General features: G+C 67.5%; 23 protein-coding genes and 1 pseudogene. 2 read left to right on the top strand and 22 right to left on the bottom strand.

Going from position 1 to position 24739, the window contains the following annotated elements; translation table 11 throughout:
• Together secD and yajC are read right to left on the bottom strand one after the other, a co-directional pair.
• A complete protein-coding gene (gene secD / locus NS6_RS06055; protein ID WP_068037405.1) occupies nucleotides 1-1797 on the bottom strand; it encodes a protein translocase subunit SecD in 1797 nt (598 codons plus the stop codon).
• Nucleotides 1798-1930: 133 nt separating this feature from the next.
• Entirely contained in the window at nucleotides 1931-2332 is a 402-nt protein-coding gene (yajC, locus tag NS6_RS06060; protein ID WP_068037409.1) for a preprotein translocase subunit YajC, read from the bottom strand.
• A 188-nt stretch (nucleotides 2333-2520) separates the two neighbouring features.
• Between yajC and NS6_RS06065 the strand changes: the two genes are divergently transcribed.
• Entirely contained in the window at nucleotides 2521-2766 is a 246-nt protein-coding gene (locus tag NS6_RS06065) for a DivIVA domain-containing protein (RefSeq protein ID WP_068037417.1), read from the top strand.
• A gap of 116 nt (nucleotides 2767-2882) precedes the next feature.
• Here the strand turns inward: NS6_RS06065 and ruvB are convergent, their stop codons facing one another.
• The 7 genes and pseudogenes from ruvB to NS6_RS06100 all read right to left on the bottom strand — a co-directional run bounded on the left by ruvB (nucleotide 2883) and on the right by NS6_RS06100 (nucleotide 8554).
• Nucleotides 2883-3974 carry a Holliday junction branch migration DNA helicase RuvB gene (gene ruvB, locus NS6_RS06070; RefSeq protein WP_068037419.1) on the bottom strand — a complete coding sequence of 364 codons (1092 nt, stop codon included), beginning with the start codon at nucleotides 3972-3974 and terminating at the stop codon, nucleotides 2883-2885.
• Nucleotides 3975-4063: 89 nt separating this feature from the next.
• The gene (ruvA, locus tag NS6_RS06075; protein ID WP_068037421.1) at nucleotides 4064-4660 is read right to left on the bottom strand and encodes a Holliday junction branch migration protein RuvA; all 597 of its coding nucleotides are present in this window, start codon (nucleotides 4658-4660) and stop codon (nucleotides 4064-4066) included.
• Complete coding sequence (ruvC, locus tag NS6_RS06080; protein ID WP_068038127.1) at nucleotides 4657-5226, bottom strand: crossover junction endodeoxyribonuclease RuvC; 570 nt, start codon at nucleotides 5224-5226, stop codon at nucleotides 4657-4659. Before ruvC ends, ruvA begins: the two co-directional genes overlap by 4 nt.
• Nucleotides 5227-5640: 414 nt before the next feature.
• A pseudogene (locus NS6_RS36420) lies at nucleotides 5641-5997 on the bottom strand (macro domain-containing protein).
• A 157-nt stretch (nucleotides 5998-6154) separates the two neighbouring features.
• Nucleotides 6155-6904, bottom strand: a complete 750-nt coding sequence (locus NS6_RS06090) for a YebC/PmpR family DNA-binding transcriptional regulator (RefSeq protein WP_068037422.1) — start codon at nucleotides 6902-6904, stop codon at nucleotides 6155-6157.
• A 102-nt stretch (nucleotides 6905-7006) separates the two neighbouring features.
• On the bottom strand, nucleotides 7007-7663 hold the full coding sequence (gene pdxT / locus NS6_RS06095; protein WP_068037424.1) for a pyridoxal 5'-phosphate synthase glutaminase subunit PdxT: 657 nt from the start codon (nucleotides 7661-7663) through the stop codon (nucleotides 7007-7009).
• A 72-nt stretch (nucleotides 7664-7735) separates the two neighbouring features.
• Nucleotides 7736-8554 (bottom strand): acyl-CoA thioesterase, encoded by an 819-nt coding sequence (locus tag NS6_RS06100; protein ID WP_068037426.1) that lies wholly within the window; start codon nucleotides 8552-8554, stop codon nucleotides 7736-7738.
• 95 nt (nucleotides 8555-8649) lie between these two features.
• Between NS6_RS06100 and NS6_RS06105 the strand changes: the two genes are divergently transcribed.
• Complete coding sequence (locus tag NS6_RS06105) at nucleotides 8650-9261, top strand: nucleoside/nucleotide kinase family protein (protein ID WP_068037428.1); 612 nt, start codon at nucleotides 8650-8652, stop codon at nucleotides 9259-9261.
• A gap of 37 nt (nucleotides 9262-9298) precedes the next feature.
• Here the strand turns inward: NS6_RS06105 and pdxS are convergent, their stop codons facing one another.
• The 13 genes from pdxS to NS6_RS06170 all read right to left on the bottom strand — a co-directional run bounded on the left by pdxS (nucleotide 9299) and on the right by NS6_RS06170 (nucleotide 24722).
• Nucleotides 9299-10219 (bottom strand): pyridoxal 5'-phosphate synthase lyase subunit PdxS, encoded by a 921-nt coding sequence (pdxS, locus tag NS6_RS06110; protein WP_068037431.1) that lies wholly within the window; start codon nucleotides 10217-10219, stop codon nucleotides 9299-9301.
• 398 nt (nucleotides 10220-10617) lie between these two features.
• On the bottom strand, nucleotides 10618-11676 hold the full coding sequence (locus NS6_RS06115; RefSeq protein ID WP_068038129.1) for an NUDIX hydrolase: 1059 nt from the start codon (nucleotides 11674-11676) through the stop codon (nucleotides 10618-10620).
• Nucleotides 11676-12800 carry a glycosyltransferase family 4 protein gene (locus tag NS6_RS06120; protein WP_068037433.1) on the bottom strand — a complete coding sequence of 375 codons (1125 nt, stop codon included), beginning with the start codon at nucleotides 12798-12800 and terminating at the stop codon, nucleotides 11676-11678. Before NS6_RS06120 ends, NS6_RS06115 begins: the two co-directional genes overlap by 1 nt.
• Nucleotides 12797-13768, bottom strand: coding sequence for a phosphatidylinositol mannoside acyltransferase (locus NS6_RS06125; RefSeq protein ID WP_068037435.1), 972 nt, complete (start codon nucleotides 13766-13768; stop codon nucleotides 12797-12799). The genes NS6_RS06120 and NS6_RS06125 overlap by 4 nt, the downstream gene beginning before the upstream one ends.
• A complete protein-coding gene (gene pgsA / locus NS6_RS06130) occupies nucleotides 13765-14433 on the bottom strand; it encodes a phosphatidylinositol phosphate synthase (RefSeq protein ID WP_068037436.1) in 669 nt (222 codons plus the stop codon). Before pgsA ends, NS6_RS06125 begins: the two co-directional genes overlap by 4 nt.
• Nucleotides 14434-14496: 63 nt before the next feature.
• Nucleotides 14497-15096 (bottom strand): ATP adenylyltransferase, encoded by a 600-nt coding sequence (locus NS6_RS06135; protein ID WP_068037444.1) that lies wholly within the window; start codon nucleotides 15094-15096, stop codon nucleotides 14497-14499.
• Nucleotides 15097-15132: 36 nt separating this feature from the next.
• Nucleotides 15133-17205, bottom strand: coding sequence for a threonine--tRNA ligase (gene thrS, locus NS6_RS06140; protein WP_068038132.1), 2073 nt, complete (start codon nucleotides 17203-17205; stop codon nucleotides 15133-15135).
• A gap of 294 nt (nucleotides 17206-17499) precedes the next feature.
• Entirely contained in the window at nucleotides 17500-18384 is an 885-nt protein-coding gene (locus NS6_RS06145; protein WP_068037446.1) for a (2Fe-2S)-binding protein, read from the bottom strand.
• Nucleotides 18351-18860 carry a TIGR02611 family protein gene (locus NS6_RS06150; protein ID WP_084470647.1) on the bottom strand — a complete coding sequence of 170 codons (510 nt, stop codon included), beginning with the start codon at nucleotides 18858-18860 and terminating at the stop codon, nucleotides 18351-18353. The genes NS6_RS06145 and NS6_RS06150 overlap by 34 nt, the downstream gene beginning before the upstream one ends.
• 272 nt (nucleotides 18861-19132) lie before the next feature.
• Nucleotides 19133-21439: a SulP family inorganic anion transporter gene (locus NS6_RS06155; protein WP_068037448.1), complete on the bottom strand. Its 2307-nt coding sequence runs from the start codon at nucleotides 21437-21439 to the stop codon at nucleotides 19133-19135.
• Nucleotides 21440-21884: 445 nt separating this feature from the next.
• Entirely contained in the window at nucleotides 21885-23402 is a 1518-nt protein-coding gene (locus tag NS6_RS33665) for a class I adenylate-forming enzyme family protein (RefSeq protein WP_084470766.1), read from the bottom strand.
• A 40-nt stretch (nucleotides 23403-23442) separates the two neighbouring features.
• Entirely contained in the window at nucleotides 23443-24045 is a 603-nt protein-coding gene (locus NS6_RS06165) for an energy-coupling factor transporter transmembrane component T family protein (protein WP_068037450.1), read from the bottom strand.
• Nucleotides 24042-24722 (bottom strand): energy-coupling factor ABC transporter ATP-binding protein, encoded by a 681-nt coding sequence (locus NS6_RS06170; protein WP_068037453.1) that lies wholly within the window; start codon nucleotides 24720-24722, stop codon nucleotides 24042-24044. Before NS6_RS06170 ends, NS6_RS06165 begins: the two co-directional genes overlap by 4 nt.
• Nucleotides 24723-24739 lie beyond the last annotated feature (17 nt).

The raw sequence follows: 24739 nt of genomic DNA on the forward strand, positions 1-24739 counted from the left end.
TCACGCCTTCCCCACCGCGGTCTCGGCCGCCTTGCGTTCACGGGCCAGCTGCTGCATCGCGCCGAGACCGTTCACCGAGGGCTTGGCCCAGTAGGCGGAACGGGCGGCCAGCTGCACCAGCGGAGCCGTCACCAGGAACACCACCACGACATCGAGAATGGTGGTCAGGCCGAGGGTGAAGGCGAATCCGCGCACCTGCCCGACAGCCAGCACGTAGAGCACGGCTGCGGCGATGAAACTGACAGCGTTACCGGAGAGAATGGTTTTGCGAGCGCGCTGCCAGCCGCGCGGAACCGCGGACCGGAAACTTCGGCCCTCCCGTATCTCGTCCTTGATGCGTTCGAAGAACACCACGAACGAGTCGGCGGTCATACCGATACCGATGATCAGACCCGCGATACCGGCGAGGTCGAGGGTGAACCCGATCCACCGGCCGAGCAGCACCATGATCCCGTAGACCGCGAAACCCGAGCCGACCAATGAGAGCGCTGTCAGGAAACCCAGCATCCGGTAGTAGGCCAGGCAGTACAGCAGTACTACGACCAGACCCACCGCACCGGCGATGAGGCCCGCGCGCAGGGAAGAGAGTCCGAGGGTCGCCGAGACCGTCTCGGCTTCCGAGGTCTCGAACGACAGCGGCAGCGAACCGTACTTCAGGGTGTTCGCCAGATCCTGAGCGGATGTGGCGGTGAAATTACCCGAGATCTGGGTGCGCCCACCGAGCTGCGGCCCCTGCTGTACAACCGGGGCGCTGACCACCTCGGAGTCCAGTACGAAAGCGACCCGCTGCTGGACGTACTCGCCGGTGAGCGCCGCCCAGGCGTCACTGCCACCGGACTTGAATTCCAGGTTGATCTCGTGGCGGGACTGTTCGGTGTTGAACCCCGAGGACGCGTTGGCGATCTCCTGGCCGTCGATGCGGCTCTTGTCGAGCAGGAAAACCTCGGTGCCGTCGGTCGAACAGGTGATCAGCGGCAGATTCGGGTCGTCGTTGCCGGCCAGCGGGTCGGCGGCGGAGCAGTCCAGCGTGGACATCGCCAGCTGCTGCATGGTCGGGTCGGTGCTCTGCCGCAGCGTCTTGGCCGCCTCGATCTCCTGCTGAGCCTGTTCCTGCGGGCTCAGCGATTCGTCGGCCGGGGCCGGCCCGCCCGGTGCCGGCGCCGGAGCGGGCTCGGTCGAAGGCGGCGGCTCGGGTGCGGGCGTACCAGGTGCCTGCGCCGGGCGGACCTCGAGGTCCTCGGCCGACACCGGGGCCGCGGCAGCGGGAGTCTCCGGGGCCGGCTGCTCCGGTTCGGCCGGTACAACGGCGCCGTCGCCGGCCGGCGGGGCCTCCGGAACGGGGGCAGGCGCGGGGGCTCCGGGAAGAGCCGGCGCAGTGGGCTGGCCGGGCGCCTGCTGGGCCTGCGGGCTGCCGGGCGCCGGTACAGCCTGGAGTACCGGGCGGATATAGAGCTTGGCGGTCGTCGCCAGCGTGCGCGCCTGCTGACTGTCGTCACCGGGGACGGTGATGACGAGGTTGTCGCCGTCGATCACGACCTCGGAACCGGAGACACCGAGACCGTTCACACGGTTCTCGATGATCTGCTGAGCCTTGGTCAAGCTGTCCTGGCTGGGCCGGTTTCCGTCCGGTGTCCGGGCGGTCAGCGTAACCCTGGTACCGCCCTGTAGGTCGATGCCGAGTTTGGGCGTCGGTGATTTGTCACCGGTGAAGAACACCAGCGCGTAGATCGCGGCCACCAGCACGCCGAAAAGGGCGAGCCAGCGGAGTTGATGCGCCGATCCCTGGGAAGGTGGCACAGGTCGTCATCTCCTAGGCGGAAGTTCTGGGTGGAACGGCCGGCCGATGCAGGCGCGCCCGCGTCGATCGGCTGGGCACACGCCGAGGCCACCGGTCGCCCGGGTATCCGGTCCGGTGGCCGGGCCGTGGAATTCAGTCCTTGGTCAGCCGGGTTTCGGTCTGCTTCGGGGTTTCCTCCGCAACGGACGCGGCGGACTGCTCGACCTCGGGCGCGGAATCGGCCGACACGGCGGCATCATCGCCGGTGGCCTCGTCGACGGCGGCGTCGTCGGTGGGCTCCTCGTCGCTGCGCACATCGCGGATCGCCAGCCGCAACCAGGTGGTCACGATGTCCTCGGCGATCTCCAGATCGACGGTGGTGTCGTCGACCTCGACCACGGTCCCGAGCAGACCCGACGTGGTGGTGACACGGTCACCGACCTTCAGTCCGTCCTGCATCTGGGTGACCTTGTCGGCCTCTTTCTTCTGGCGGCGCATACCGAGGAACATCGGCACGAGCAGCGCAACCAGTATGAGCGGAAACAGGAAATCCATGGTCGAAGTCAGTTCCTGATCTGGTGGGGAGGGGGACAGGTACGCACACAGTCTGCCAGTTCCTCGGCCGGGCGCCACACTCGCACGCCGGAAAAGTGGTATCCGGCCGCTGTCGTACCGGCCGGTGGGGGCAGCCAGGGTTCCGGCGATCCATCTGCCGGGCAACCAGTTACGGCCATAATCAGGGCATGACACCCGAAGATGTGCACCACATCACGTTCGCGACGGCGCCCTGGGGCCGCCCCGGCTACAAGACCGACGACGTCGACGATCTGCTCGACCATATCGCTGCGGCCCTGGCCGGGCGGGCCGACCTCGACGCCGAACGACTCCAGCGCGGGTTCAGGCCGGGCAGCACCTGGCTGAACCGCGGCTACCAGCCCGATGAGGTGGACGATTTCCTGAGGCGAGTCCGAGGCGAATTCAAGGTCTGAACCGCCTCGCCGGCCACCACAAATCGGTGGCGAGACCGGAGACCGCCCGGGCAGACGCGAAAACCCTCCGTGCGTATCACCGGCCGGTCGCGGCCATCGGCCCCTACGACCGGCAGCTACCGATCGAAGAGGTCGAGTGTGGGCTGGGGTTCCCGACCGCGAACCTCGAGCGCGCCGAAGGCGAGATCCGGCGGGGGCGTCAACCCGAGATGGGACCAGGCCGCTGCGGTGGCGACCCGCCCGCGCGGCGTCCGCGCCACCATGCCGGCCCGCACCAGGAACGGTTCGCACACCTCCTCCACAGTGGTGGACTCCTCCCCGACCGCAACCGCCAGCGTGGACACACCGACCGGCCCTCCGCCGAAGCCGCGGACCAGGGCACTCAGCACCGCCCGGTCCAGCCGGTCCAGGCCCAGTGCGTCCACGTCGTAGACCTCCAACGCGGCCCGGGCCACCGCGAGGGTGACCCAGCCGTCGGCGCGCACCTCGGCATAATCGCGGACCCGGCGCAGCAGCCGGTTCGCGATACGCGGCGTACCGCGGGAACGTCCGGCGATCTCGGCCGCGGCGTCGGGATCGATATCGACCCCGAGAATCTGCGCCGACCGCTGCACGATGAGCAGCAGTTCGTCCGGTTCGTAGAAATCCATATGCCCGGTGAAACCGAACCGGTCACGCAGCGGCCCGGTCAGCGCGCCGGATCGGGTGGTGGCCCCGACCAAGGTGAACGGCGCGATCTCGAGCGGTATGGACGTCGCCCCGGGGCCTTTCCCCACCACCACATCGACCCGGAAATCCTCCATCGCCAGATACAGCATCTCCTCCGCGGGCCGCGCCATCCGGTGGATCTCGTCGATGAACAGCACATCGCCGGCGACCAGATTGCTGAGCATGGCGGCCAGATCCCCGGCCCGCTCCAGCGCCGGGCCGGAGGTGATCCGCAGTGCGGTACCGAGTTCACCCGCGATGATCATGGCCAGACTGGTCTTACCCAGTCCGGGGGGACCGGAAAGCAGAATATGGTCCGGAGTACCGCCACGCGCCCGGGCACCGCGCAGGACCAGCGAGAGTTGTTCCCGTACCCGCGGCTGGCCGATGAACCCGGCCAGATCGGTGGGCCGCAAACCGGTTTCGATATCGCCATCCGAGGGTAGATAACCGGCGCTGACCGGAGAATCTTCTGCTCCCGGGGAGTCGTCGTAATCCATGACCGCCTAACGGTTCTCGCCGTGCAGTTCGGGCGGGCGCACAGGCCCTCGGTGGCGACACTTCGCTACCGGAACCCGGCCCGGCTCGCTCATGCCAGCATCCCGAGCGCGGCACGCAACGCGGTGGAATTGTCCGCGTCCGGTTGTTCGGTGAGAACCGCGTCCACCGCCGGTTCGGCGTGTTTCACCGGGAATCCGAGACCGATCAGCGCCTCCACCACCTGCTCTCGCACCGGGGTGCGGACCGAGGCCGGCGCAATGCCCGGCGAATCCGCCGGGACCGGCACGAGGTTCACCTTGTCCCGCAATTCCACGACCATCCGCTCGGCACCTCGTTTGCCGATTCCCGGCACCCGGGTCAGCGCCGCGATATCACCGGCGGCCAGCGCCTTGCGCAAGATTTCGGGTTCGAGCACCGCCAGGACCGCCATCGCCAGCCGCGGCCCCACCCCGGATACCGTCTGCAGCAGACCGAACAGGTCACGAGCCTCGGTATCGGCGAACCCGTACAGGGTCATCGAATCCTCGCGCACGATCAACGCGGTATGCAGCCGGGCCTCTTCGCCGCGGCCGAGCCCCGCCAGAGTGGCCGGAGTGGCGTTGAGCTGGTACCCCACCCCGGCGGTTTCGAGTACCACGTGGTCGAGGGCGAGTTCGACAACCTCGCCGCGAATGGACGCGATCACCCGCGTACCGCCTTCCGCTGCTGTTCCAGTCGTTGGGTGTATTGCCGGCGGGCCCGCTCGGCCTGCGCCTCGGCGGCCGCCATCCGCTCGATCAGCGGCGCCCGCCAGCAATGACATATGGCGAGCGCCAGCGCGTCGGCGGCATCGGCAGGCTTCGGCGGCTCGGCGAGCCCGAGGATCCGGGTGACCATGGCGGTCACCTGCTTCTTGTCCGCCCCGCCGTGACCGGTCACGGCGGCCTTCACCTCACTGGGAGTATGGAACATCACCGGGATATCGCGGCGCGCGGCCGCCAGTGCGATCACTCCGCCCGCCTGCGCGGTCCCCATGGCGGTGCGCACATTGTGCTGGGCAAAGACCCGTTCGATGGCCACCACCTCCGGCCGGTGGGCCCGCATCCAGTCCTCGGCGGCATCCGCGATCCGCAGCAGCCGCTGGGCCAGGTCCAGCTCGGGCGGGGTCCGCACCACGTCCACGGCGATGGCGCGTACGGTACGGCCCGCTCCCCCTTCGACCATGCTGATGCCGCACCGGGTGAGCCCGGGATCGACGCCCATCACCCGCACCCGCACAACCTTTCCCAGAACGAACAGTTGTTCGAAGTCTAGTGCAGGGCGGAAGATCCGGGCGACAGTGACACGGACCCACACCGCCCGGTCGGCGGCGCAAAATGAGCCCTCGGTGATCAACGATCCACTGCCGGCAGAGTGCGGGCCGGGAATTCGTCCAGTCGGCGGTACAAGCGGCGTCGCCTACTCATCGCCCCTCGTTCTCGTTCAGTGCCGGCTCCACCGGGTCTCGACGTCGCCTCCCGGGCGTACCCGGCGGGGCCGGTGATACCGCAGGACGGTCCACGGCCGTTCCCTGGACAATCGAACTCGATCGCGTTCATGCCTCGGGTGCGCCCTGGCTCGGTGGGGAGAGTGCACTGGCGTCGGCGCCATTGCATAGGCCGGCAGCGCCCGCCGAATCTGGTGGAATCAGCGTGCGAGCCGGGCGGAGAAGACGTCGAATGCGGCGGCGTCGAACAGTACGAACCGCACTTCCGCCACCGCGGCCGAGCTCTGACGGACCGCGGTGATCGCGATGCGGGCGGCGTCGTCCATAGGCCAACGGTAGGCGCCGGTGGAGATCGCCGGAAACGCCACGCTGCGCGTCCCCAGCTAATCGGCAACCCGCAGGCCGTCGTCGCCACCGCCTGACCGGTGGGCAGACCCCGTGGATACTCGGTCGCCCGTAACCGCCGGCATTCCCGCGAGAATCGCCGGTCCGCCGCGGCGGTGGATCGCACCGTCCACGCCGCCGCCGAGCAGTTCGGAGTTCGCGGCGTTCACCACCGCGTCGACCTATGCTCGGCGCCGCCCTCGGCGCCGACCGCCCCGATTTCGACGACTATTACCCCGGCATGCGGGACTACTACGTGAACATCGGGCCGCACTGAGCGGACCCAGGCGCGTGACCGCCGCCGAACGCAAGCCCGGCGGCGGAGCGCAATCAGTCCAGTTCGGCGAGGACCTCGTCGGAGACGTCGACATTGGTGAACACGTTCTGGACGTCGTCGCTGTCCTCGAGCGCATCGACCAGTTTGAACACCTTGCGTGCGCCCTCCACATCCACGGCGACGTTCACCGTCGGCTGGAAGCCGGATTCGGCGGAGTCGTAGTCGATACCGGCCGATTGCAGGGCCGAACGCACCGCGATCAGATCGCCGGGCTCGCTGATGATCTCGAACGATTCCCCGAGATCGTTGATCTCCTCGGCACCGGCGTCGAGCACCGCCATCAGCACATCGTCCTCGGCGAGACCGTTCTTCTCCAGCGTGACGATGCCCTTGCGGTGGAACAGATAGGCCACCGAACCCGGATCGGCCATATTGCCGCCGTTGCGGGTCATCGCGACCCGGACTTCGCCCGCCGCCCGGTTGCGGTTATCGGTGAGACATTCGATCAGGACCGCGACGCCGTTCGGGCCGTAGCCCTCGTACATGATGGTCTGCCAATCCGCGCCGCCGGCTTCCTCACCGCCGCCGCGTTTACGTGCCCGCTCGATATTGTCGTTGGGGACCGAGGATCTCTTCGCCTTCTGGATGGCATCGAACAGAGTCGGATTGCCTTCCGGATCGCCGCCACCGGTGCGGGCCGCCACCTCGATGTTCTTGATCAGCTTGGCGAACAGCTTGCCACGCTTCGCATCGATCGCCGCCTTCTTGTGCTTGGTGGTGGCCCATTTGGAGTGGCCGCTCATTCCCTACTTCCTTCAGGTCGATGGCTGGTCTGTTGGTTCACGCTACCGGCCGGCCGGGCGGACAATTCCGTCACCCTACTCGCACAGCGGCCGGTCAGCAGTTCAGCGGTCGCGAACCAGCTCGACGAACAGCCGGTGCACACGATGGTCGCCGGTGACCTCGGGGTGGAACGAGGTGGCCAGCACAGCGCCCTGGCGTACCGCCACGATCCGGCCGGCCGCAGGTCCGCTGGGCACCCGGGCCAGTACCTCGACGCCGTCACCGGCCCGTTCCACCCACGGCGCCCGGATGAACACCGCCCGCATCGGGCCGCCGTCCACCCCGGCGAACTCGAGATCGGTTTCGAACGAATCCACCTGCCGGCCGAAAGCATTGCGGCGCACGGTCATATCGATACCGGACAGGTGCCGCGCATCGGGGCGGGTGTCGAGCACCTCGTCGGCCAGCAGGATCATGCCGGCGCACGACCCGAACGCGGGCATACCGTCGCGCAGCCGTTCCCGCAGCGGTTCGAGCAGCTCGAACACCTCCAGCAGTTTGCTGATCGTGGTCGATTCCCCACCGGGCAGCACCAGCGCGTCGACCGCGGCGAGCTCGGCCGGGCGGCGTACCAGCACCGGGTCGGCACCGCACAGATCCAGCACCGCGACATGCTCGCGGATATCGCCCTGTAGGGCCAGCACACCGATGGTGGGCCGGGTGACGGATGCCGGATCGACATCCGGCCGGCTGCCCCGGGAAACCGCAGTATCGTTCACCCGTGCGAGCTTACGAGGCGGGCCGGTGTGCGCGAGGTCACGCCGCCGGTCGGACCGGGCCGAAAACCGCGGTCACCGCCGCAGGGTACGGATCAACCCTTCTTGTACGACGGCGGCAACCAGCCGGCCTCCGCGATCGAAGATCTTCCCACCGGTCAGCGCCCGGCCGAAACCGGCCGACGGCGAGGTCTGGTCGTACAGCAGCCAATCGTCGGTGCGGAACGGACGCAGGAACCACATGGCGTGATCCAGCGAGGCATTCTGTGTGGGTTCGTCGGGATGGGTGACCTTCGACGAGCCCAGCAGCGTCATATCGCTCATATAGGCGAGCGTGCACACGTGGAACAGCGGATCGTCGGGTAGTGGATGCCGGTACCGGAACCACACCTGCTGCGGCGACACCACCCCGGCGCGCCGGGTCACCTGTTCCTGCGGGACCGGCCGGATATCCCAGTGCTCCCATTCCCGCATCGCCCACAGGCGTTCGGGGTCCATGGAGGTTTCGGCATCGGGCAGATCCTCGGGCGGCGCCACCTCGGCCATCTCGTCCTGGTGCGAAGGCCCTTCGTCACCGATATGGAAGGACGCCGACATGGTGAATATCGCGTCCCCGTCCTGGACTCCGGTGACCCGGCGGGTGCAGAAGGAACGGCCGTCCCGGATGCGGTCCACCATGTACACCGTCGGTGCTCCCGGGTTTCCGGGGCGCAGGAAGTAGCCGTGCAGCGAATGCACCTGAAACCGCGGCTCCACCGTGCGCACCGCCGAAACCAGCGCTTGACCCGCCACCTGCCCGCCGAAGGTACGAGGGAGCTGGGTCTTGGGGAATGCGCCCCGGAAGATATCGCGTTCGAGGCGTTCGAGCTCCAACGCCTCTTCGATAGTCGCCATTCGCTGAGGTTAGCTCGAAGAGTCCAGATTCCCATGATCCACCGGCGGGTAATCCCGGTCACCGCCCGCACCGTCGGACCTGCTGTGATGAACCGATGCCGCATTTCACCCCGACCGCCCAGGATGCGCTCTCCGAGACGGTCGCCCAGCGATTACGCGATTCCGGTGGGCAACTGGTCGCGGTCGACGGCGCCGATGCCGCACACCCCCTCGCGTTCGCCCGGCTGACCGCCGATCGGCTCCGTGCCGACGGCCGTCCCGCGGAATTGGTGTCTCTGCACGATTACGTCCGGCCCGCCTCGCTGCGCATGGAGTTCGGCCGTGACGAAACTGCCTACCGCACCAGCTGGTTCGACTATCCGGCGCTGCGCCGGGAGGTCCTGGACCTGTTACGCACGGACGGACAGTGGCTGCCCGCGCTCTGGGACGAAGCGGCCGATCGATCCGCCCGCGCGGTCCGCCGCCGCGCGAGCCCTGGCACCGTCCTGTTTGTGGCGGGTCCGATGCTGCTGGGTCGCGGATTGCCCTTCGACCTCACCGTCCGGCTCGACCTGAGCCCGGCCGCGCTGGCCCGCGACACAGCGGCGGCGGACGCCTGGACGGTCCCCGCGCTCCTCGCCCACGATCGCGAGAATACCGAATCTCCGGACTATTTCGTCCGCTGGGACCACCCGGACCGTCCCGCACTGCGCACCGATCCCGGCTGAGCCGTCCGGAATGGAATCGCGCCGGATCGGTGGATTGTCACCAGCCGCGTTCGGAAAGCCGGTGCGGCTGGGCGATCTCCTCGACATTGATGCCCACCATCGCCTCGCCGAGGCCGCGGGAAACCTTGGCCAGCACATCGGGGTCGTCGTAGAAGGTGGTGGCCTTCACGATGGCACTCGCGCGCTGTTCGGGGTTGCCGGATTTGAAGATGCCTGAACCCACGAACACGCCCTCGGCGCCGAGCTGCATCATCATCGCGGCATCGGCGGGAGTGGCGATACCACCCGCGGTGAACAGCACCACCGGCAGCTTCCCGGTTTCGGCGACCTCGCGGACCAGCTCATAAGGCGCCTGCAGTTCCTTTGCGGCGACATAGAGTTCGTCGGCCGGCAGCGAGCCCAGCCGGGCGATCTCCTGGCGGATCTGACGCATATGGGTGGTCGCATTGGAGACATCGCCGGTGCCTGCCTCACCCTTGGAGCGGATCATCGCCGCACCTTCGGTGATCCGGCGCAGCGCCTCACCGAGGTTGGTGGCACCGCACACAAACGGCGCGGTGAACTGCCATTTGTCGATGTGGTTGGCGTAATCGGCCGGGGTGAGCACCTCGGATTCGTCGATGTAATCGACGCCCAGGCTCTGCAGGACCTGCGCTTCGACGAAATGTCCGATCCGGGCCTTGGCCATCACCGGGATGGACACGGCCTCGATGATCCCGTCGATCATGTCCGGATCGCTCATCCGGGAGACGCCGCCCTGGGCGCGGATATCGGCGGGCACGCGCTCGAGCGCCATCACCGCGACGGCGCCGGCATCCTCGGCGATCTTGGCCTGGTCCGAGGTGACCACATCCATGATCACCCCGCCCTTGAGCATCTCTGCCATACCGCGCTTCACGCGGGCGGTACCGGCCTCGCGGGTCGCTTCGGTGGTCTGGGCGGTCTCGGGCGTGGTCACGGCAGCTCCTGTGTCCGGTGCAGGGGAAATCGTCGATGAACACCACGATTCTAGGTGGGCCCCGAAACGGTCTTCATATCCAGTCCGCGCACACTGGACTGATCACGACCTGGCGTTATGCACACCACCCCGGAAACTGGACCGGATAAAACACCGCCGGACCGGTGCGACACCGGCCCGGCGGGGCATGGGAAAACCGACTCAGATCGGGTTGACCACGAGCAGCTTCGCCCAGTACTCAGCGGCGCTGGGTCCGAGAATCGGCAGCAGGTAATCGAACAGGATGTAGGACACTTCTTCACCTCCACACACCGAATCGACACAACCTCGGTGCATCAAACTGCGCTGACGTTATCACGCCGAGTGAAACCCATCACAGAACGGACGGTGTGCCGGGACTAACGGATGGAACGGACCTCCGGGTCGGTGCCCGCGTCGGCGGCCCGCGAGGCTTCGGGGAGCAATTCGTCGAGGTGATAGGGGTACACCGTTTCCCCGGCGGCATCCAGGGCCCGGATATCGGCCGGTCCACACCAGCGGCTGCCAGTGATCGACCGCTGTTCGACATAGGTCAGGTTGGTGGGTAGAGGCGCGAACCCGGCGACCCGCAGGGCGAAGAAGAGTTCTTCGGAACGGATCAGATCGCCGTTGAACGGGAAAACCGCCACCCTGCGCCAGAGAGGGCCGCGGAGTGCGGCCGGATCGGCCGTGTAACCGGTTTCCTCGTGGAGTTCGCGGACGGCCGCCGCCCGCAGGCTCTCCCCCGGTTCCACACCACCACCGACGGTGAACCAGAACGACACCTCCGGGAGCATCGGGTCGTGGCCGCGCATGAGCAGGATACGGTCTTGCTCGTCCAGGATCGCGACCCGGGCCGAGACCCGGGTCGTATCGACATCCAGGCCGGTCGCGGCCGCGGGGGTGGCGCGTTCCGCGATCTCGAAGTAGGTGGGCACGGCAGCGGTGCCGCCCAGGCGCAGCCAGCGCACCGGGCGGCGGGTGCGCAGTGCGAGGGTGTCACGGACGGCATCGTTGTGGAACCGGCGAGCGATGAGTACCCGGGCTTCGGCGTCGGCGAGTTCGGCCACCTGCTGCGGAGGCAGCCGGGCGATATCGACGGCCGACAGAGTGACAGCCAGTTGATTTTCCACCGCTTCGCGATCCGCACGGCCGGTCCGTTCGGCCCGGTCGGCGAGGACGGTCAGCCGGCGGGCGATTTCGGCCGGTTCGGGGTCGGCGCCGACGGCCGGCGGGGCGGGTCCGCGCAGGGATACCGCGACCGCGCGCGCCACCACGGCCCGGCGCGCCAGTGCCCCGTCGAGCGCGTGCCAGGCGAGGTCGGTGCGCACATGGAGGCGGTCCAGGCGGTTCGCTGTGGAGTACGCCCAGACCCCCAGCGCCACGACGAGCGCGGCAACCAGCGCGAGAACCAGGACGGTGGTCGCGGAGAAGGTGATCACTCGGCCACCCGGACCCGAAGATCGCCGACCACCACGGTTTCGTAGACCCGCAGGATCTGTTCGGCCACCACAGGCCAGTCGTAGGACCCGACCACCTGCGTCGCGGTGCGAACCAGTTCTGCCCGGCGGATATCGTCGGTGAGCAGCTCGTCGAGCGCACCGGCCAGCGCGGCGGAATCACCGGTCGGGATCAGTACACCGGCCGTGCCGTCGCGCAGTACTCGTCGAAAAGCATCCAGTTCGCTGGCGACCACCGCGGTCCCGGCGGCCATGGCTTCGATCAAGATGATGCCGAAACTTTCCCCGCCGAGATTCGGCGCCACGTAGACGTCCGCGCTTCGCATAGCCGAGGCCTTCTCCGTATCGGTCACCTGCCCGAGGAAGCGCAGATGCCGGGCCAGCGGTCCCGCTTCCCGGCGCAGCCGGGCCTCGTCACCGCGGCCCACGACGAGGACCTCGACGTCGGAGTGGCGAGCGACCAGGGCCGGTAGCGCACCCAGCAGTACCTGCATCCCCTTGCGGGGTTCGTCGTAGCGACCGAGGAACAGTACGGTCCGTCCGGGCCGCGGATATCCGGGTAGCAGCGGCGCCCGGCCGAACGCCTGCACATCGACACCGTTCGGGATCTCCACCGCGTCCGAGCCGAGCGCCTCGACCTGCCAGCGCCGGGCCAGTTCCGAGACCGCGATCCGCCCGCTGATCTTCTCGTGATACGGCCGCAATACACCCTGGAAGGTGGCCAGTATCAGCGATTTCGTGGTGGAGGTGTGGAAGGTGGCCACGATCGGCCCTTCGGCGATCTTCAGTGCCAGCATGGACAAACTCGGCGCGTTCGGTTCGTGGATGTGCAGGACATCGAAATCGTTGCTCTCGATCCACTTCCGGATCCGCGTATACGCCGTCGGCCCGAACGACAACCGGGCCACCGACCCGTTGTACGGAATGGCGACGGCACGTCCGGCCGACACCACGAAATCGGGTAGCCCGGTACTGTCCGACGCGGGCGCCAGCACACTCACCTTGTGCCCGCGCTCCCGGAAAACCTGCGCCAGTTCCACCACATGCGCTTGCACGCCCCCCGGAACGTCGAACGAATAGGGGCAGACCATGCCGATCTTCATCGGGCGAAGTCTCCCGCGGAGCCGACCGGCCTGCTACCGCGCCGCGCCTGTTCGGCCGCGATCCGGTCCAGCCGTGCCTCGGACAGATCCGTTTCCCACAGCGGCTGCAACATATGCCAGTCGGCAGGGTGATCGGCGATACCGGCGGCAAAACAATCGGCAAGCGCCTGGGTCGCGGCGGCGACACCACCGGACACGTCGAGAGGTTCCTGCGTGCGTACCATCCAACCCTCGCGGCCGGTGTCGTCGACGGTGAACCAGATATGCACCGGCATCAGCGCGGCGCCGGTCTCGATCGCGAGCTTCGCCGCCCCCGCGGGCATCCATGTGCGTTCGCCGAAGAAAGTCACCGGGACCCCACGCCCGGTCAGATCACGCTCCCCCATAAGGCACACCACTTGGTTCGCGCGCAGCCGTTCGGCCAGTACACCGAACGGGGGTTGTTCGCCGCCGGTCAGCGGGAACACCTCGAATCCGAGACTTTCCCGGTAGGCGACGAAACGCTCGAACAACGATTCCGGTTTCAGCCGTTCGGCGACGGTGGTGAAGCTTCCGTAGTTCTGCACCAGCCAGGTCCCGGCCATATCCCAGTTCCCCGAATGCGGCAGAACGAACACCACACCCCGGCCCCGGTCCAGCGCGGCATCGAGGTGATCGAGGCCCTCGACAACGATCCGGCCGGATTCCACCAGATCCCGGTGGTCCATGGCCGGTAACCGGAACGCTTCCCGCCAGTACCGCGCGTAGGAGCGCATACTCGCCCGGACCAGTTCGCCGGGCACCGCTTCCGGCTCGGTCCCGAGCACGCGGGCGAGATTGCGCCGCAACTGCACGGGCCCACCTTTACGGGCCGCGAAATCGGCACCACGGTCGAATGCTGTGCGCGCTGCGGCTTCGGGCAGGGCACGCACCAGACGCCAGCCCGCGGCATACCCGCGGTCACTCAGTTTCGCCCGCCACCCGCTCACAACGGCTGCTCCTTCCCCGAATTCGACGCGCCCAAGATTTCGCGGGCACCCGGCGAACTACGCACCGACAGCACCCGCTGCGCCACGGTGACGATACTGAGCACGGCCAGGATCCACATGGCCACATGTACGGCCCAGGTCAGCCATTCGATACCCCAGTGACCGCCGATACCGGTCAATCCGGCCCCGACGAGCACGATCACCAACCGGTCCGGCCGCTCGATGAGCCCGCCGTCGGCGGACAACCCGCTGGCCTCGGCGCGCGCCTTGGCATAGGAGATGACCTGCGAGGTCACCAGCACTACCAGGGTTGCGACGAACAGCGGTTTACTCTGCTCGTGGTACACCGCCCACCAGGCCAGACCCCCGAAGATCGCCCCGTCCGCCACCCGGTCGCAGGTGGCATCGAGGACGGCGCCGTAGCGGGTACCGCCCCCGCGCGCCCGGGCCATCGCGCCGTCGAGCATGTCGAACATGACGAACAGCCAGATCACCATGGCCCCCCAGAACAGATGCCCGGTGGGGAACAGCGTGACGGCGGCCGCGATCGAGGCAGCGGTACCGATCAGGGTGACGGCGTCCGGAGTCAGTCCGGTACTCACCAGCGCTTTCCCGAGCGGCGCGGTGGCTTTGGCGAAGGTCGCCCGACCGAAGATGCTCAGCACCTACGTCCCCAGCTCATACCGGCCTCCTGCCGTTGCCTGCGCGGCCCTCGAAGGTCGCGCCATCTACGCCTGCTCCCAGGCCGCGGCCAGCAAGGCCCGGGTTTCGCGGAGCAACTGCGGCATGACCTTCGCTCCACCGATCACGGTGATGAAATTGGCGTCCCCGCCCCAGCGGGGCACGATGTGCTGATGGAGGTGGTCGGCGAGGGAGCCGCCGGCGACCGCGCCCAGGTTGAGGCCCACATTGAAACCGTGCGGCCGCGATACCTGCTTCATGGTCCGGATGGCGCGCTGGGTGAATTCCATCAGTTCCGCGGCCTCGGCGGCGGTGAGGTCCTCCAGGTTCGCCACCCGGCGGTACGGCACCACCATCATGTGCCCGGGGTTGTAGGGATACAGGTTCAGCACCGCGTACACCTGCTCACCGCGGGCCACGACCAACCCGTCCTCGTCGGACATGGTGGGTATATCGGTGAAGGGATGACCGGTTGCGCCCTTCGGCGCCGAGGTGGCGGCCTCCGCGATATAGGACATCCGGTACGGCGTCCACAACCGCTGCAACCGGTCCGGTTCGCCCGCGCCGCGGTCCACGATCTCCTCGGCCCGCTCGGCGGCATCGGTTTCCGATCCGGTCAGACCGTCCGGCACCGTGCGCTCACTCATAATCCATACCCTTTCCCCGCCCGGGCGGACCCGGTATCACTCCGGCGCACCACCCGCACCGTCCACCAGAGGACGTACCGATTCCGCCGTGGGTGAGGTGTTGTCCCGGCGATGCACCCAGTCCACGACCACTCGTACTGCGTCGGCCACCGGCACCCCGTTGACCTGTGTTCCGTCACGGAACCGGAAGCTCACCGCGCCCGCTTCCACATCCCGGGCCCCGGCCAGAAGCATGAACGGCACCTTCTGCGCGGTGTGGTTGAAAATCTTCTTCTGCATCCGGTCGTCACCGCGGTCCACGTCCGCTCGGACACCGGCCGACCGCAATTGTGAGACCACACCGTCGAGGTGTTCGACGAAGGTATCGGCGACCGGAATCCCCACTACTTGCACCGGTGCGAGCCAGGCCGGGAACGCGCCCGCGTAATGCTCGGTGAGTACGCCGAAGAAGCGTTCGATCGACCCGAACAGCGCGCGGTGGATCATCACCGGCTGCTTCTTGGTGCCGTCGGAGGCGGTGTATTCGAGTTCGAACAGGCCGGGCTCGAAGAAGTCGAGCTGGATGGTCGACATCTGCCAGTTGCGCCCCAGCGCGTCCCGGGTCTGCACCGAGATCTTCGGGCCGTAGAACGCGGCGCCACCCGGATCCGGGACCAGTTCCAGCCCGGAGGCCTCCCCGACCTCGCGCAGGGTCGCGGTCGCCTCGTCCCACAGTTCGTCGGAGCCGACATACTTCTCCGGGTCCTTGGTGGACAGTTCCAGGTAGAAATCGTCGAGGCCGTAGGCCTTCAACAGGTCGAGTACGAACCGCAGGGTGCCGGTCAGTTCCTCGACGACCTGTTCCTGGGTGCAGTAGATATGCGCATCGTCCTGGGTGAAGCCGCGGGCACGGGTCAGACCGTGCACCACACCGGATTTCTCGTACCGGTACACCGAACCGAATTCGAACAACCGCAGCGGCAGTTCCCGATACGACCGGCCGCGCGACCGGTAGATCAAGTTGTGCATCGGGCAGTTCATCGGTTTGAGGTAGTAGTCCTGCCCCGGTTTCCGGACGGTACCGTCCTCGTTGAGTTCGGCGTCCAGGTGCATGGGCGGGTACATGCCCTCGGCGTACCACTCGAGGTGCCTGGAGGTCTCGAACAGATGCGCCTTGGTGATATGCGGAGTGTTGACGAACTCGTAGCCCGCTTCGACATGCTGCCGGCGCGAGTAGTCCTCCATCTCCTTGCGGATGATGCCGCCCTTCGGATGGAACACCGGCAGGCCCGAACCCAGTTCGTCGGGGAAGGAGAAAAGGTCCAGTTCCGCACCGAGTTTGCGGTGATCGCGCTTCTCGGCTTCGGCGAGCATGGTCAGGTATTCGTCCTGCGCTTCCGCAGATTCCCAGGCGGTGCCGTAGATGCGCTGCAGGCCTTCGCGGTTCTGGTCGCCGCGCCAGTAGGCGGCGGAACTGCGGGTCAGTTTGAAGGCCGGAATGAACTTGGTGGTGGGGATATGCGGACCCCGGCACAGATCACCCCAGATGCGTTCGCCACTGCGCGGGTCGAGGTTGTCGTAGATGGTCAGCTCGTTACCGCCGACCTCCATGATCTCCGGATCGTCGATCCCGGATTTGTCCCCGATCAGTTCGAGTTTGAACGGCTCCTTCGCCAGTTCGATACGTGCCTGGTCCGCCTCGACCACTCGCCGGGAGAAGCGCTGCGCCCCCTTGACGATCTTCTTCATCCGGGTCTCCAGCTTCGCCAGATCCTCGGGAGTGAAGGGCCGGTCCACCCGGAAGTCGTAGTAGAAGCCGTCCTTGATGGGTGGGCCGATGCCCAGTACCGCCTCGGGGAACTCCTGCTGCACCGCCTGGGCGAGCACATGCGCGGCCGAATGCCGGATCACACTGCGGCCGGCCTCGGTGTTCGCGGCGACCGCGACGACCTCGGTATCGAGTTCCGGTGCCCAGGAGAGATCCTTCAGATCACCCGCGGCATCCCGGACGACCACCACCGTATCCGGGCCTTTGGTCGGCAAGCCCGCCTCGCGAACCGCGGCGCCCGCCGTAGTCCCGGCCGGCACCCGGACGGGGGTGACTGGGCTGCGGGGGGCTGTGGTGGTCACGGTGGCGCTCTCCTCGGTTTCCGCGGCCGGATCCGCTCCGGCTCGCTCGGCTTCGGACGGACCGCCACTCCCGGCTGCCCCGGTTCGGTGACGGCTCGTCCGTCGTTCGGTAACCGGGCAGTGCCCGGCCGCGACCATGCTATCGGGACACACCCGGACGCGTGTCGATGGACCGGGCGGGACGCCCTGCCCTGCCATACCCGAGCATCGCCCACACCCGGGCCGCCACGATTCGCACTGCGCGGTGTACCGCTCTGTGGCGTGTGAACCGGCGCCGCGAACACCGTCCTCGGGTCAGGCGCGCCGTGCGTAATCCCGCAGCAGGGATTCGCGTTCGGCGGGCGGGCGTTTGGGGCAACTGACGCATTTCTCGCAGCCCGGGGCCTCGTAGACGAGACAGCACGAGGCGCGGCGCACGAATGTCGCGCCCGCGACGTCGACGAACCGCGGTGCGGGCAGGGCCGGCCCGAGCTCTGCGGCCAGTCGCTGTCCGAGCGACGGTGCCCGGGCGTCGACCGCCCAGCTGGCGACGACATCGGTGACGACAGCCCACAACGCCGGCTCCCGCACTCCGGAGACAGCAGCGACCCGCTCGATCACTGTGGTCAGGGTCGCACGCAGCGCCCCCGGAACTTCACCGAATTCCGGCGATACCTCATCGCACGCCCTGGTGTGCCCGGCCGTGTTTCGCGGCCGGGCAGCCGTCGCCGCCACGCTCGCTCCGGAGTCGGGGGCGTCGTTACTACGCGCCATCGGCGTGTCATCACCGGCGGAGCGGTTATGCGGAGTTCGCGATCCGGCGGTGTGACGATGCACCGAGCGTCCGGCATCGACATCGACATCGACATCGACATCGACATCGACATCGACATCGACATCGACATCGACATCGACATCGAGGATTCGCGCCCTCTCGACCGTGCCGTCGGGACGTAGCGTCAGTTCCAGCCGGTCCAGCGCCGGCGGCGCGAGCGGCGTCTCCCGGGCCAATGCTCGCACCACCGGCTCCACCAGAGCCGAGGCGGTCATACACCACCACAGGGTGGCACCCACCCGCATCGAATCGGTACGCCAGGCCGCGTTGAGGTCCGCGATCCGGGCGGCCAGCCACGATTCGTCCGCCAGCATCTCCCCCGGCACCGCCTTCACGGCATCAGCGGACTGTGCAACCACTGCCATTCGACTCCGATCCAGCCGCCGATCAATCCGAACGTGCCGAGTACCCACAGCGTGGCAACGACCACCACGCAGGTCACCAAGAACGCCAGTACCTGCATCAACGGCCCGCGAGAGATGTACCAGGCCATCCCGCGCCGGTATTTGTCCCGCAACCAGACCAGCGCGTGCCGCGCCACCGCGAATTCGGTGGCGAGGATGCCGATACCGGCGAAGACCAATGCCCAACCGGGCCCGGGGAACGGAATGGTGATCACGCCGACCACGAACACCACTGTGCCGACGACGGCCACCCCGACCCGGTAGACCAGCTCGAGCGTAGGCCGCCCGGCGATCCGCCCCCGGAAGGCGCGCCAGAAGGCGGGCCCCGACCGCTCCGGCCCGGCGTCACCTCCTGGAGCCGACTCGGTATCCGGTGCCGACCCGGCCTCAGCGCTCCCGGCGCCCCGCCCGACCGCAGTATCGGAAGAGTTCTCCACGGATCCAGCCTACGAGGCCCCCCACCCGGATTCCCAACGCGGAACAGCGGCCCCGTATCAACTCGGCAACCACCGAGAGGTAAGACGCCTCGGCGCCGATAGAACGGCACCTCGGTGAGCCGATCGGTGGTCGACGGCACGGCATAGCTGCGGAACGCCCGACCACCTCGCCCGGTCGACACCCGTAACTGCCCTGGAGTTCGGTGCTGACGCCGGAGGCCGGGACCTTGTCCGTTGTGTGGAAAGGTCCCGGCCCGCCGTAACGCCGAGGGTTACTTCCCGGCCGACGCCGGTTCGCGATGTAACTGTTCCAGCACACCGCCGTACTCGATCGGTGCGATCCCGTCCACCCGGACCTCGATGAGGCGGGCACTGGCGATATCGAAGAACAGCCCGGACACGGTGACCCCGCGTTCCTCGACAGCGCTGCGGACCGACGGATGCCGGTGCAGGTTTTCCAGCTGAACGGCGATGTTGACCATGCTCAGCTGCTCCACGGGGCCGAAGCCGGCGGCTTCGGCGGCCCGGCCCACCGCGTGGCCGGCGTGGTAGCGCGTGAGGCTGGGCTGCCCGTGTTCGAGCCAGTTGTCGATTCCGGGACCCACCGATTCACCCGAGTGCAGGGCGCCCATCGCACCGCAGGACGAGTGCCCGCACACCACCACCGAGCGGACATTGAGTTGTTCGAGCGCGAAGACGAGGGCCGCTTCGACGGAAGCATCCCCGTGTACGGGCACCAGATTGCCGACATTGCGCACGGTGAACAGATCGCCCGGACCGCTGTTGGTGATCACATTGGGCACGATCCGGGAGTCGGAGCAGGTGAGGAAGAACGAGTCGGGGTCCTGCCCGTCGCGGAGTTCGTCCAGGTGCGGCCGCATCAGATGCGCGTGGCCGCGGTGGTAGGCGGCGATACCGGTGACCAGTGGATCACCGTTGTCGCCGGCCCCGTCCGTCGACCCGGTGCGATCGACCCGCCACGGCCCGAGGACGTCGTCGAGTACCACGCGGCCGAGGCTGCGCGACGGCGGTGCCGCCTCGGCACGCGCCATCCGCGCTTCGCCGATTTCGACGAAGTCGACGGTGCCACCGTTGCTCTCGTGCTGGCGAGCCCAGTCGGTGATGGCGTCGTAGGCGGCGTGGTCGAGGAAGTCGACGGTCATCTCCACGGTGACCGCGACGCCGTGTGGCACCTTCGCGAACGTCGTGGACAGTTTCGGCAGCGACAGGAAGGTGCAGGAACCGTCGATGCGGATGAGCCAGCGGTCGGTGCCACCGAGCGGTTCGGCGGTGACCGCGACCCGCACGATGCGCCAGATCAGCAGCGCGAATGCCAGTGCCAGGCCGATGAGCACGCCTTCGAGCAGGTTCAGGAATACCACCGCCAGCAGCGTGACCACGTAGACGAGCAGATCGCCGGTGCGGTGGGCGAGCCGGATATGAGCCAGTTTCACCAACTGCACGCCGATGACGATCAGCAGACCGGCCAGTGCGGCCAGAGGGATTTGTTCCACGAGCGAGACCAGGGCCACCGAGAAGATGAGCACCCAGACACCGTGCAGTATGGCCGAGGCGCGGCTGCGCGCACCTGCGGCGACGTTGGTGGAGCTGCGGACGATGACACCGGTGACGGGCAGGCCGCCGAGCAGACCGGACAGGACGTTCGCCGATCCCTGGCCGATCATCTCGCGATCGAAATCGGCGCGTGGGCCGGAATGCATCTTGTCGATCGCGACGGCCGACAGCAGGCTCTCCACGCTGGCGATGAGGGCGAAGGTCAGGATCATCACTACGATCGCGGCCCAGTCGCTGCGGGGCAGTTCCGGCAGGCCGATCGCGTCGAACAGCGATCCGTCGATGGTGACCCGTTTGACGTCCATCGACAGCACCATCGACAGCACAGTGGCCACTACGATCGCGGCCAGCGCACCGGGGACGACCCGGACCCGTTCCGGCAGGTATTTCCAGCCGAGCATGATGGCGATAACCACGAGACCGAGCAGTGTCGCGGGTCCGTGCAGCGAAAGCAGTTGCGCGGGAAGCTCGGTGATGTTGTTCCAGGCGGTGCTGTTGGATTCTCCACCCAGCAATACGTGCAACTGTTGCAGCGCGATGGTGATACCGATGCCCGCGAGCATCGCGTGTACCACTACGGGCGCCACGGCCAGGGCCGCCCGGGCGATCCGGCTCAGCCCGAAGAGGATCTGCAGGACACCGGCCGCGACTACAATGAAACCTGTTACTTTCCAACCGAATTGATGGATGGATTCGGCGACGATCACGGTGAGGCCCGCGGCCGGGCCACTCACCTGCAGCGCGGAGCCGCCGAGCGAGCCGGCGACGATACCGCCGATTACGGCGGCGATGAGTCCGGCGGCCACAGGAGCGCCGGAGGCGATCGCGATACCCAGCGAAAGAGGTAGCGCGACAAGGAATACCACGATCGAGGCCGATACGTCATGGCGCAGGATCGAGGTGACGCGGGGGGATTTCAACCACGTTCCGGACCTGGCGGGCGGCGAGCCTTCCAGGTCCGAACCAGGTTGTTCACCAGGCGGATTCGAGTTATTGGTTGCCATCGCTCTCCTTCGCCGACTCGGTCGGACGCCGAGGTCGGTTGACGATCAATATGTCCAGTCGGGCACTGACCGCGAACCGGCATCTCGCGGTGAAGTAGGTACTCGGCACGGCAACGGGCCGAGATTTAAACCGTCGCCATAGTATTGGTAAAGACTTAGCAAAGCCTGAGAGGGCACCTCCACTGCTGGTGATATCTCACCGAACCACATCGTCCAATCGCTTCCGAACCCGAATGCTGCCGAAAACACTTGCAGAGCAGGAGATTATGACACTTGCAGAGCAGGAGATTATGAGTAGACGAACAAGACCGGAACGGATGGCCGGAACCCGGTGGCCATCGTGCGGCGTTACTGTTCGTCAACTCCTCTTATAGTAAAGAACTACCCAAGCTTGGCAATAGATGTGATGTGTCGAAAATGACAATCGCTGCAAAACCGCAATGTGTCACGGCGAGTCAGGGGTGTTCCGCACGTGCTCTCCGAGCGCGGCGAGCAGCGCCGGGCGGTCCACCTTTCCGCGGGGCGTCCGCGGGAGTGCGTCGAGCACCTGAATCCGGACCGGCACACTCGGACCGGGCAGCACCGCACGCAAACGCCGGCGAATCTCCGCGGTATCCGGTGCCCGCCGGTCCACGGCCACCGCGGCCACCGGTACCTGCCCCCAGCGATCGTCGGCGACCCCGAGACAGGCGGCCTCGGTGATACCGGGAATTGCGCACAGGGCGGCCTCCACCGCCGCCGGTTCCACATTCAAACCGCCCCGGATGAACATCTCACTGTCCCGGCCGGACAAGCGCAGCCGCCGGCCGTCCAGCGCACCGCGATCCCCCACCGAAACCCACCCGTCCACCGGACCGTCCACAACACCGGCCTCGGTGAGATAACCGCGGAAAACCATATCGCTGCGCACGAACACCCGGCCGCCGCGAATCTCCACCTCGACCCCCTCGAACAGCTCCCCCGCCGAGTAACCGCCACCGGATCCCGCTCCGCCGTCCGCATCCGCGCTGCACGCTCCGCCGTTGCCGCCGGATTCAAACGTGTCGCGTTCGCCGGCTGCGGCCGGTCCGCAATCATCGGTTGCAGCGGCACCGCCGTTATCTGCGCCGCCGAGGCCGCGGTCGAATGAGACGAAGCTGAGTTCCGAGGCGCCGTAGAAATGGGTGAGCGCCGCATTCGGCAACACTTCCCGCAGCGCAGCCCGCCCGCTCCGGGGCCACCGCGCCGCGGAGGACAGCACCTCCCGCACGTCGCGGTACGGCCCGCCGGCCGAACGCACTACATCCCAAGCGAGTGTCGGCACCGAATACAGATGGGTCGCGCCGTGGGCGAGCGCGTCCACGGCCGGTCGCAGATCGACCGTCGCGCCGCGGGTCAGCGCATGCAGGGCACCGTAGAGAAAATGGGTGTGGTCCAGCACCCCGGGCACCGCGACCGTATCGCCCGGCCCGATATCGAAGACCCGATCGGATCGGTCCAGGGTGGCCGCCCAGGACGCCTGATCCCGGACGAAGAGTTTCGGTTCTCCCGTGGTCCCCGAGGTGACGCCCACCAGCAGCTCGGAGTCGGGCCGGGCACCGCCGCCCGCCGCGTCGCACTCGAACTCGGCCGCCGCGCGCGGTACCCCCTCGAACCCCATCCGCCGTAACCGCCGATGCTGCGCCGCCACGGCCACCACGGCGCCGGGTTTCGTCAACGTCAGCACCCGCCGCAACTGGTCCGGCGACAGATGCCGGTGCAACAGCACCACGCAGACCCCCGACCGCATGGCCGCCGCCACCGTGACCAGCGAGTCGATATCCGAGGTCGGCAGCACGGCGACCCGCTGCATACCGGCAAATCCCGCGGCGACCCGGCAGGCCCGAGTCCAGAACTCGGCATAATCGATGCTCGCGTCCGCGGTACGCACGGCAGGCCGGGACCGCACCTGCCGTGCTATCCGTTCGGCGAGCAGTTCATCGATGTCCCGCGGGCGGGCCGGCCGGTCCTGCGCACCATGTACCTCAGTCATCGTCGACCCCGCGCGCCGCGAGCGCATCCCCCATTGCGTCGGCGGTCCGCAACGACCGCACGAGTACAGGAGTGACCAGCGCGGTCATCGACCACTGCAGGCCCCGCGCCCGCCGCGCTTCGCCAACTTCCCGCACGATCGTCGCCAACAGCGGCACACACCGGATCGCCAGCGCCAGCAGCAACCCGATCCGGTCCGGATCCACGCCGACCCACCGCAGCGGGCCCAGCACCCGGGTCACTGCGTCGAGCATGTCGGTGACTCGGGTGGTCAGCGTGACCAGTGCCGCCAGCGCCACCGACAACAGCAGCAACCCGCACACCACGATCGCCCGCGCCGGTGAAGTGGTCAGAACCTGAAAGATCGCGATGATCGCCAGCATCCACACCATCGGGCGCAGCTGTTCCAGGACGACGCGCCACGGGATCCGGGCCAGTACGAACAGCCCCACTGCGGTCAGCGCGGCCACACTCAGGTGCAGGGGGGTGCGCACGAACACCGTGGCCGCCGTGATGAGTACCAGCAGGAACACCAGTTTCAGCCCCGCCGGTGTGCGATGCACCGGCGAATTCCCCGGCCGGTAGAGCCCGATCACTCGACGAGCTCCCGGTAGGCCGGTAATGCGGCGGCTGGATCGCCGTCGAAGGCGACCACACCGTTGTCGATGACGATCACTCGGTCGAACCCGGTCAGCAGCGACAACTGGTGGGTCACCACGATCACCTGCTGATCGACAGCGTCCAGCGCCTCGGCGATGACCCGGGCATTACGCAGGTCCAGCAGTGTGGTCGGTTCGTCGGCGACGATCACCTCCGGCCGGCGGATCAGCACGGCCCCGAGGGCCAGCAACTGCTTCTGTCCACCGGAGAGGAGATGCGACGGATGCTCCGCATGTCCGGCGAGCCCGAACCGGTCGAGGATCCCGGCCACCCGCGCAGCGACCTCCGTTTTGTCCAGACCGCTGCGGCGCAGCGAGAACGCCAGGTCCTCGGCGACCGTGGGCATGACGATCTGGGTATCGGGATCGGTGAACACGAACCCGACCTTGCGCCGTACCTTCGCCCCTTTGCGTGCGGTGTCGATACCGTCCACCGTCACAGTGCCGGACGCCGGGGTGAGCAGACCGTTGATCATGCGGGCCAGGGTCGATTTCCCCGACCCGTTCGCACCGACGATCCCGACGCGTCGCTCCTCGATCCGCAGATCGATACCCCGCAGCACCTGCCGCTCGCCGAACGCATGGTGCACCGAATCGAAAACGATCTCACTCACTCGGCACCTCCGGGCGT

Origin of the sequence: Nocardia speluncae NBRC 108251 (assembly GCF_001613245.1) — a bacterium.
In the GTDB taxonomy this organism is placed as follows: Bacteria; Actinomycetota; Actinomycetes; order Mycobacteriales; family Mycobacteriaceae; genus Nocardia; species Nocardia speluncae.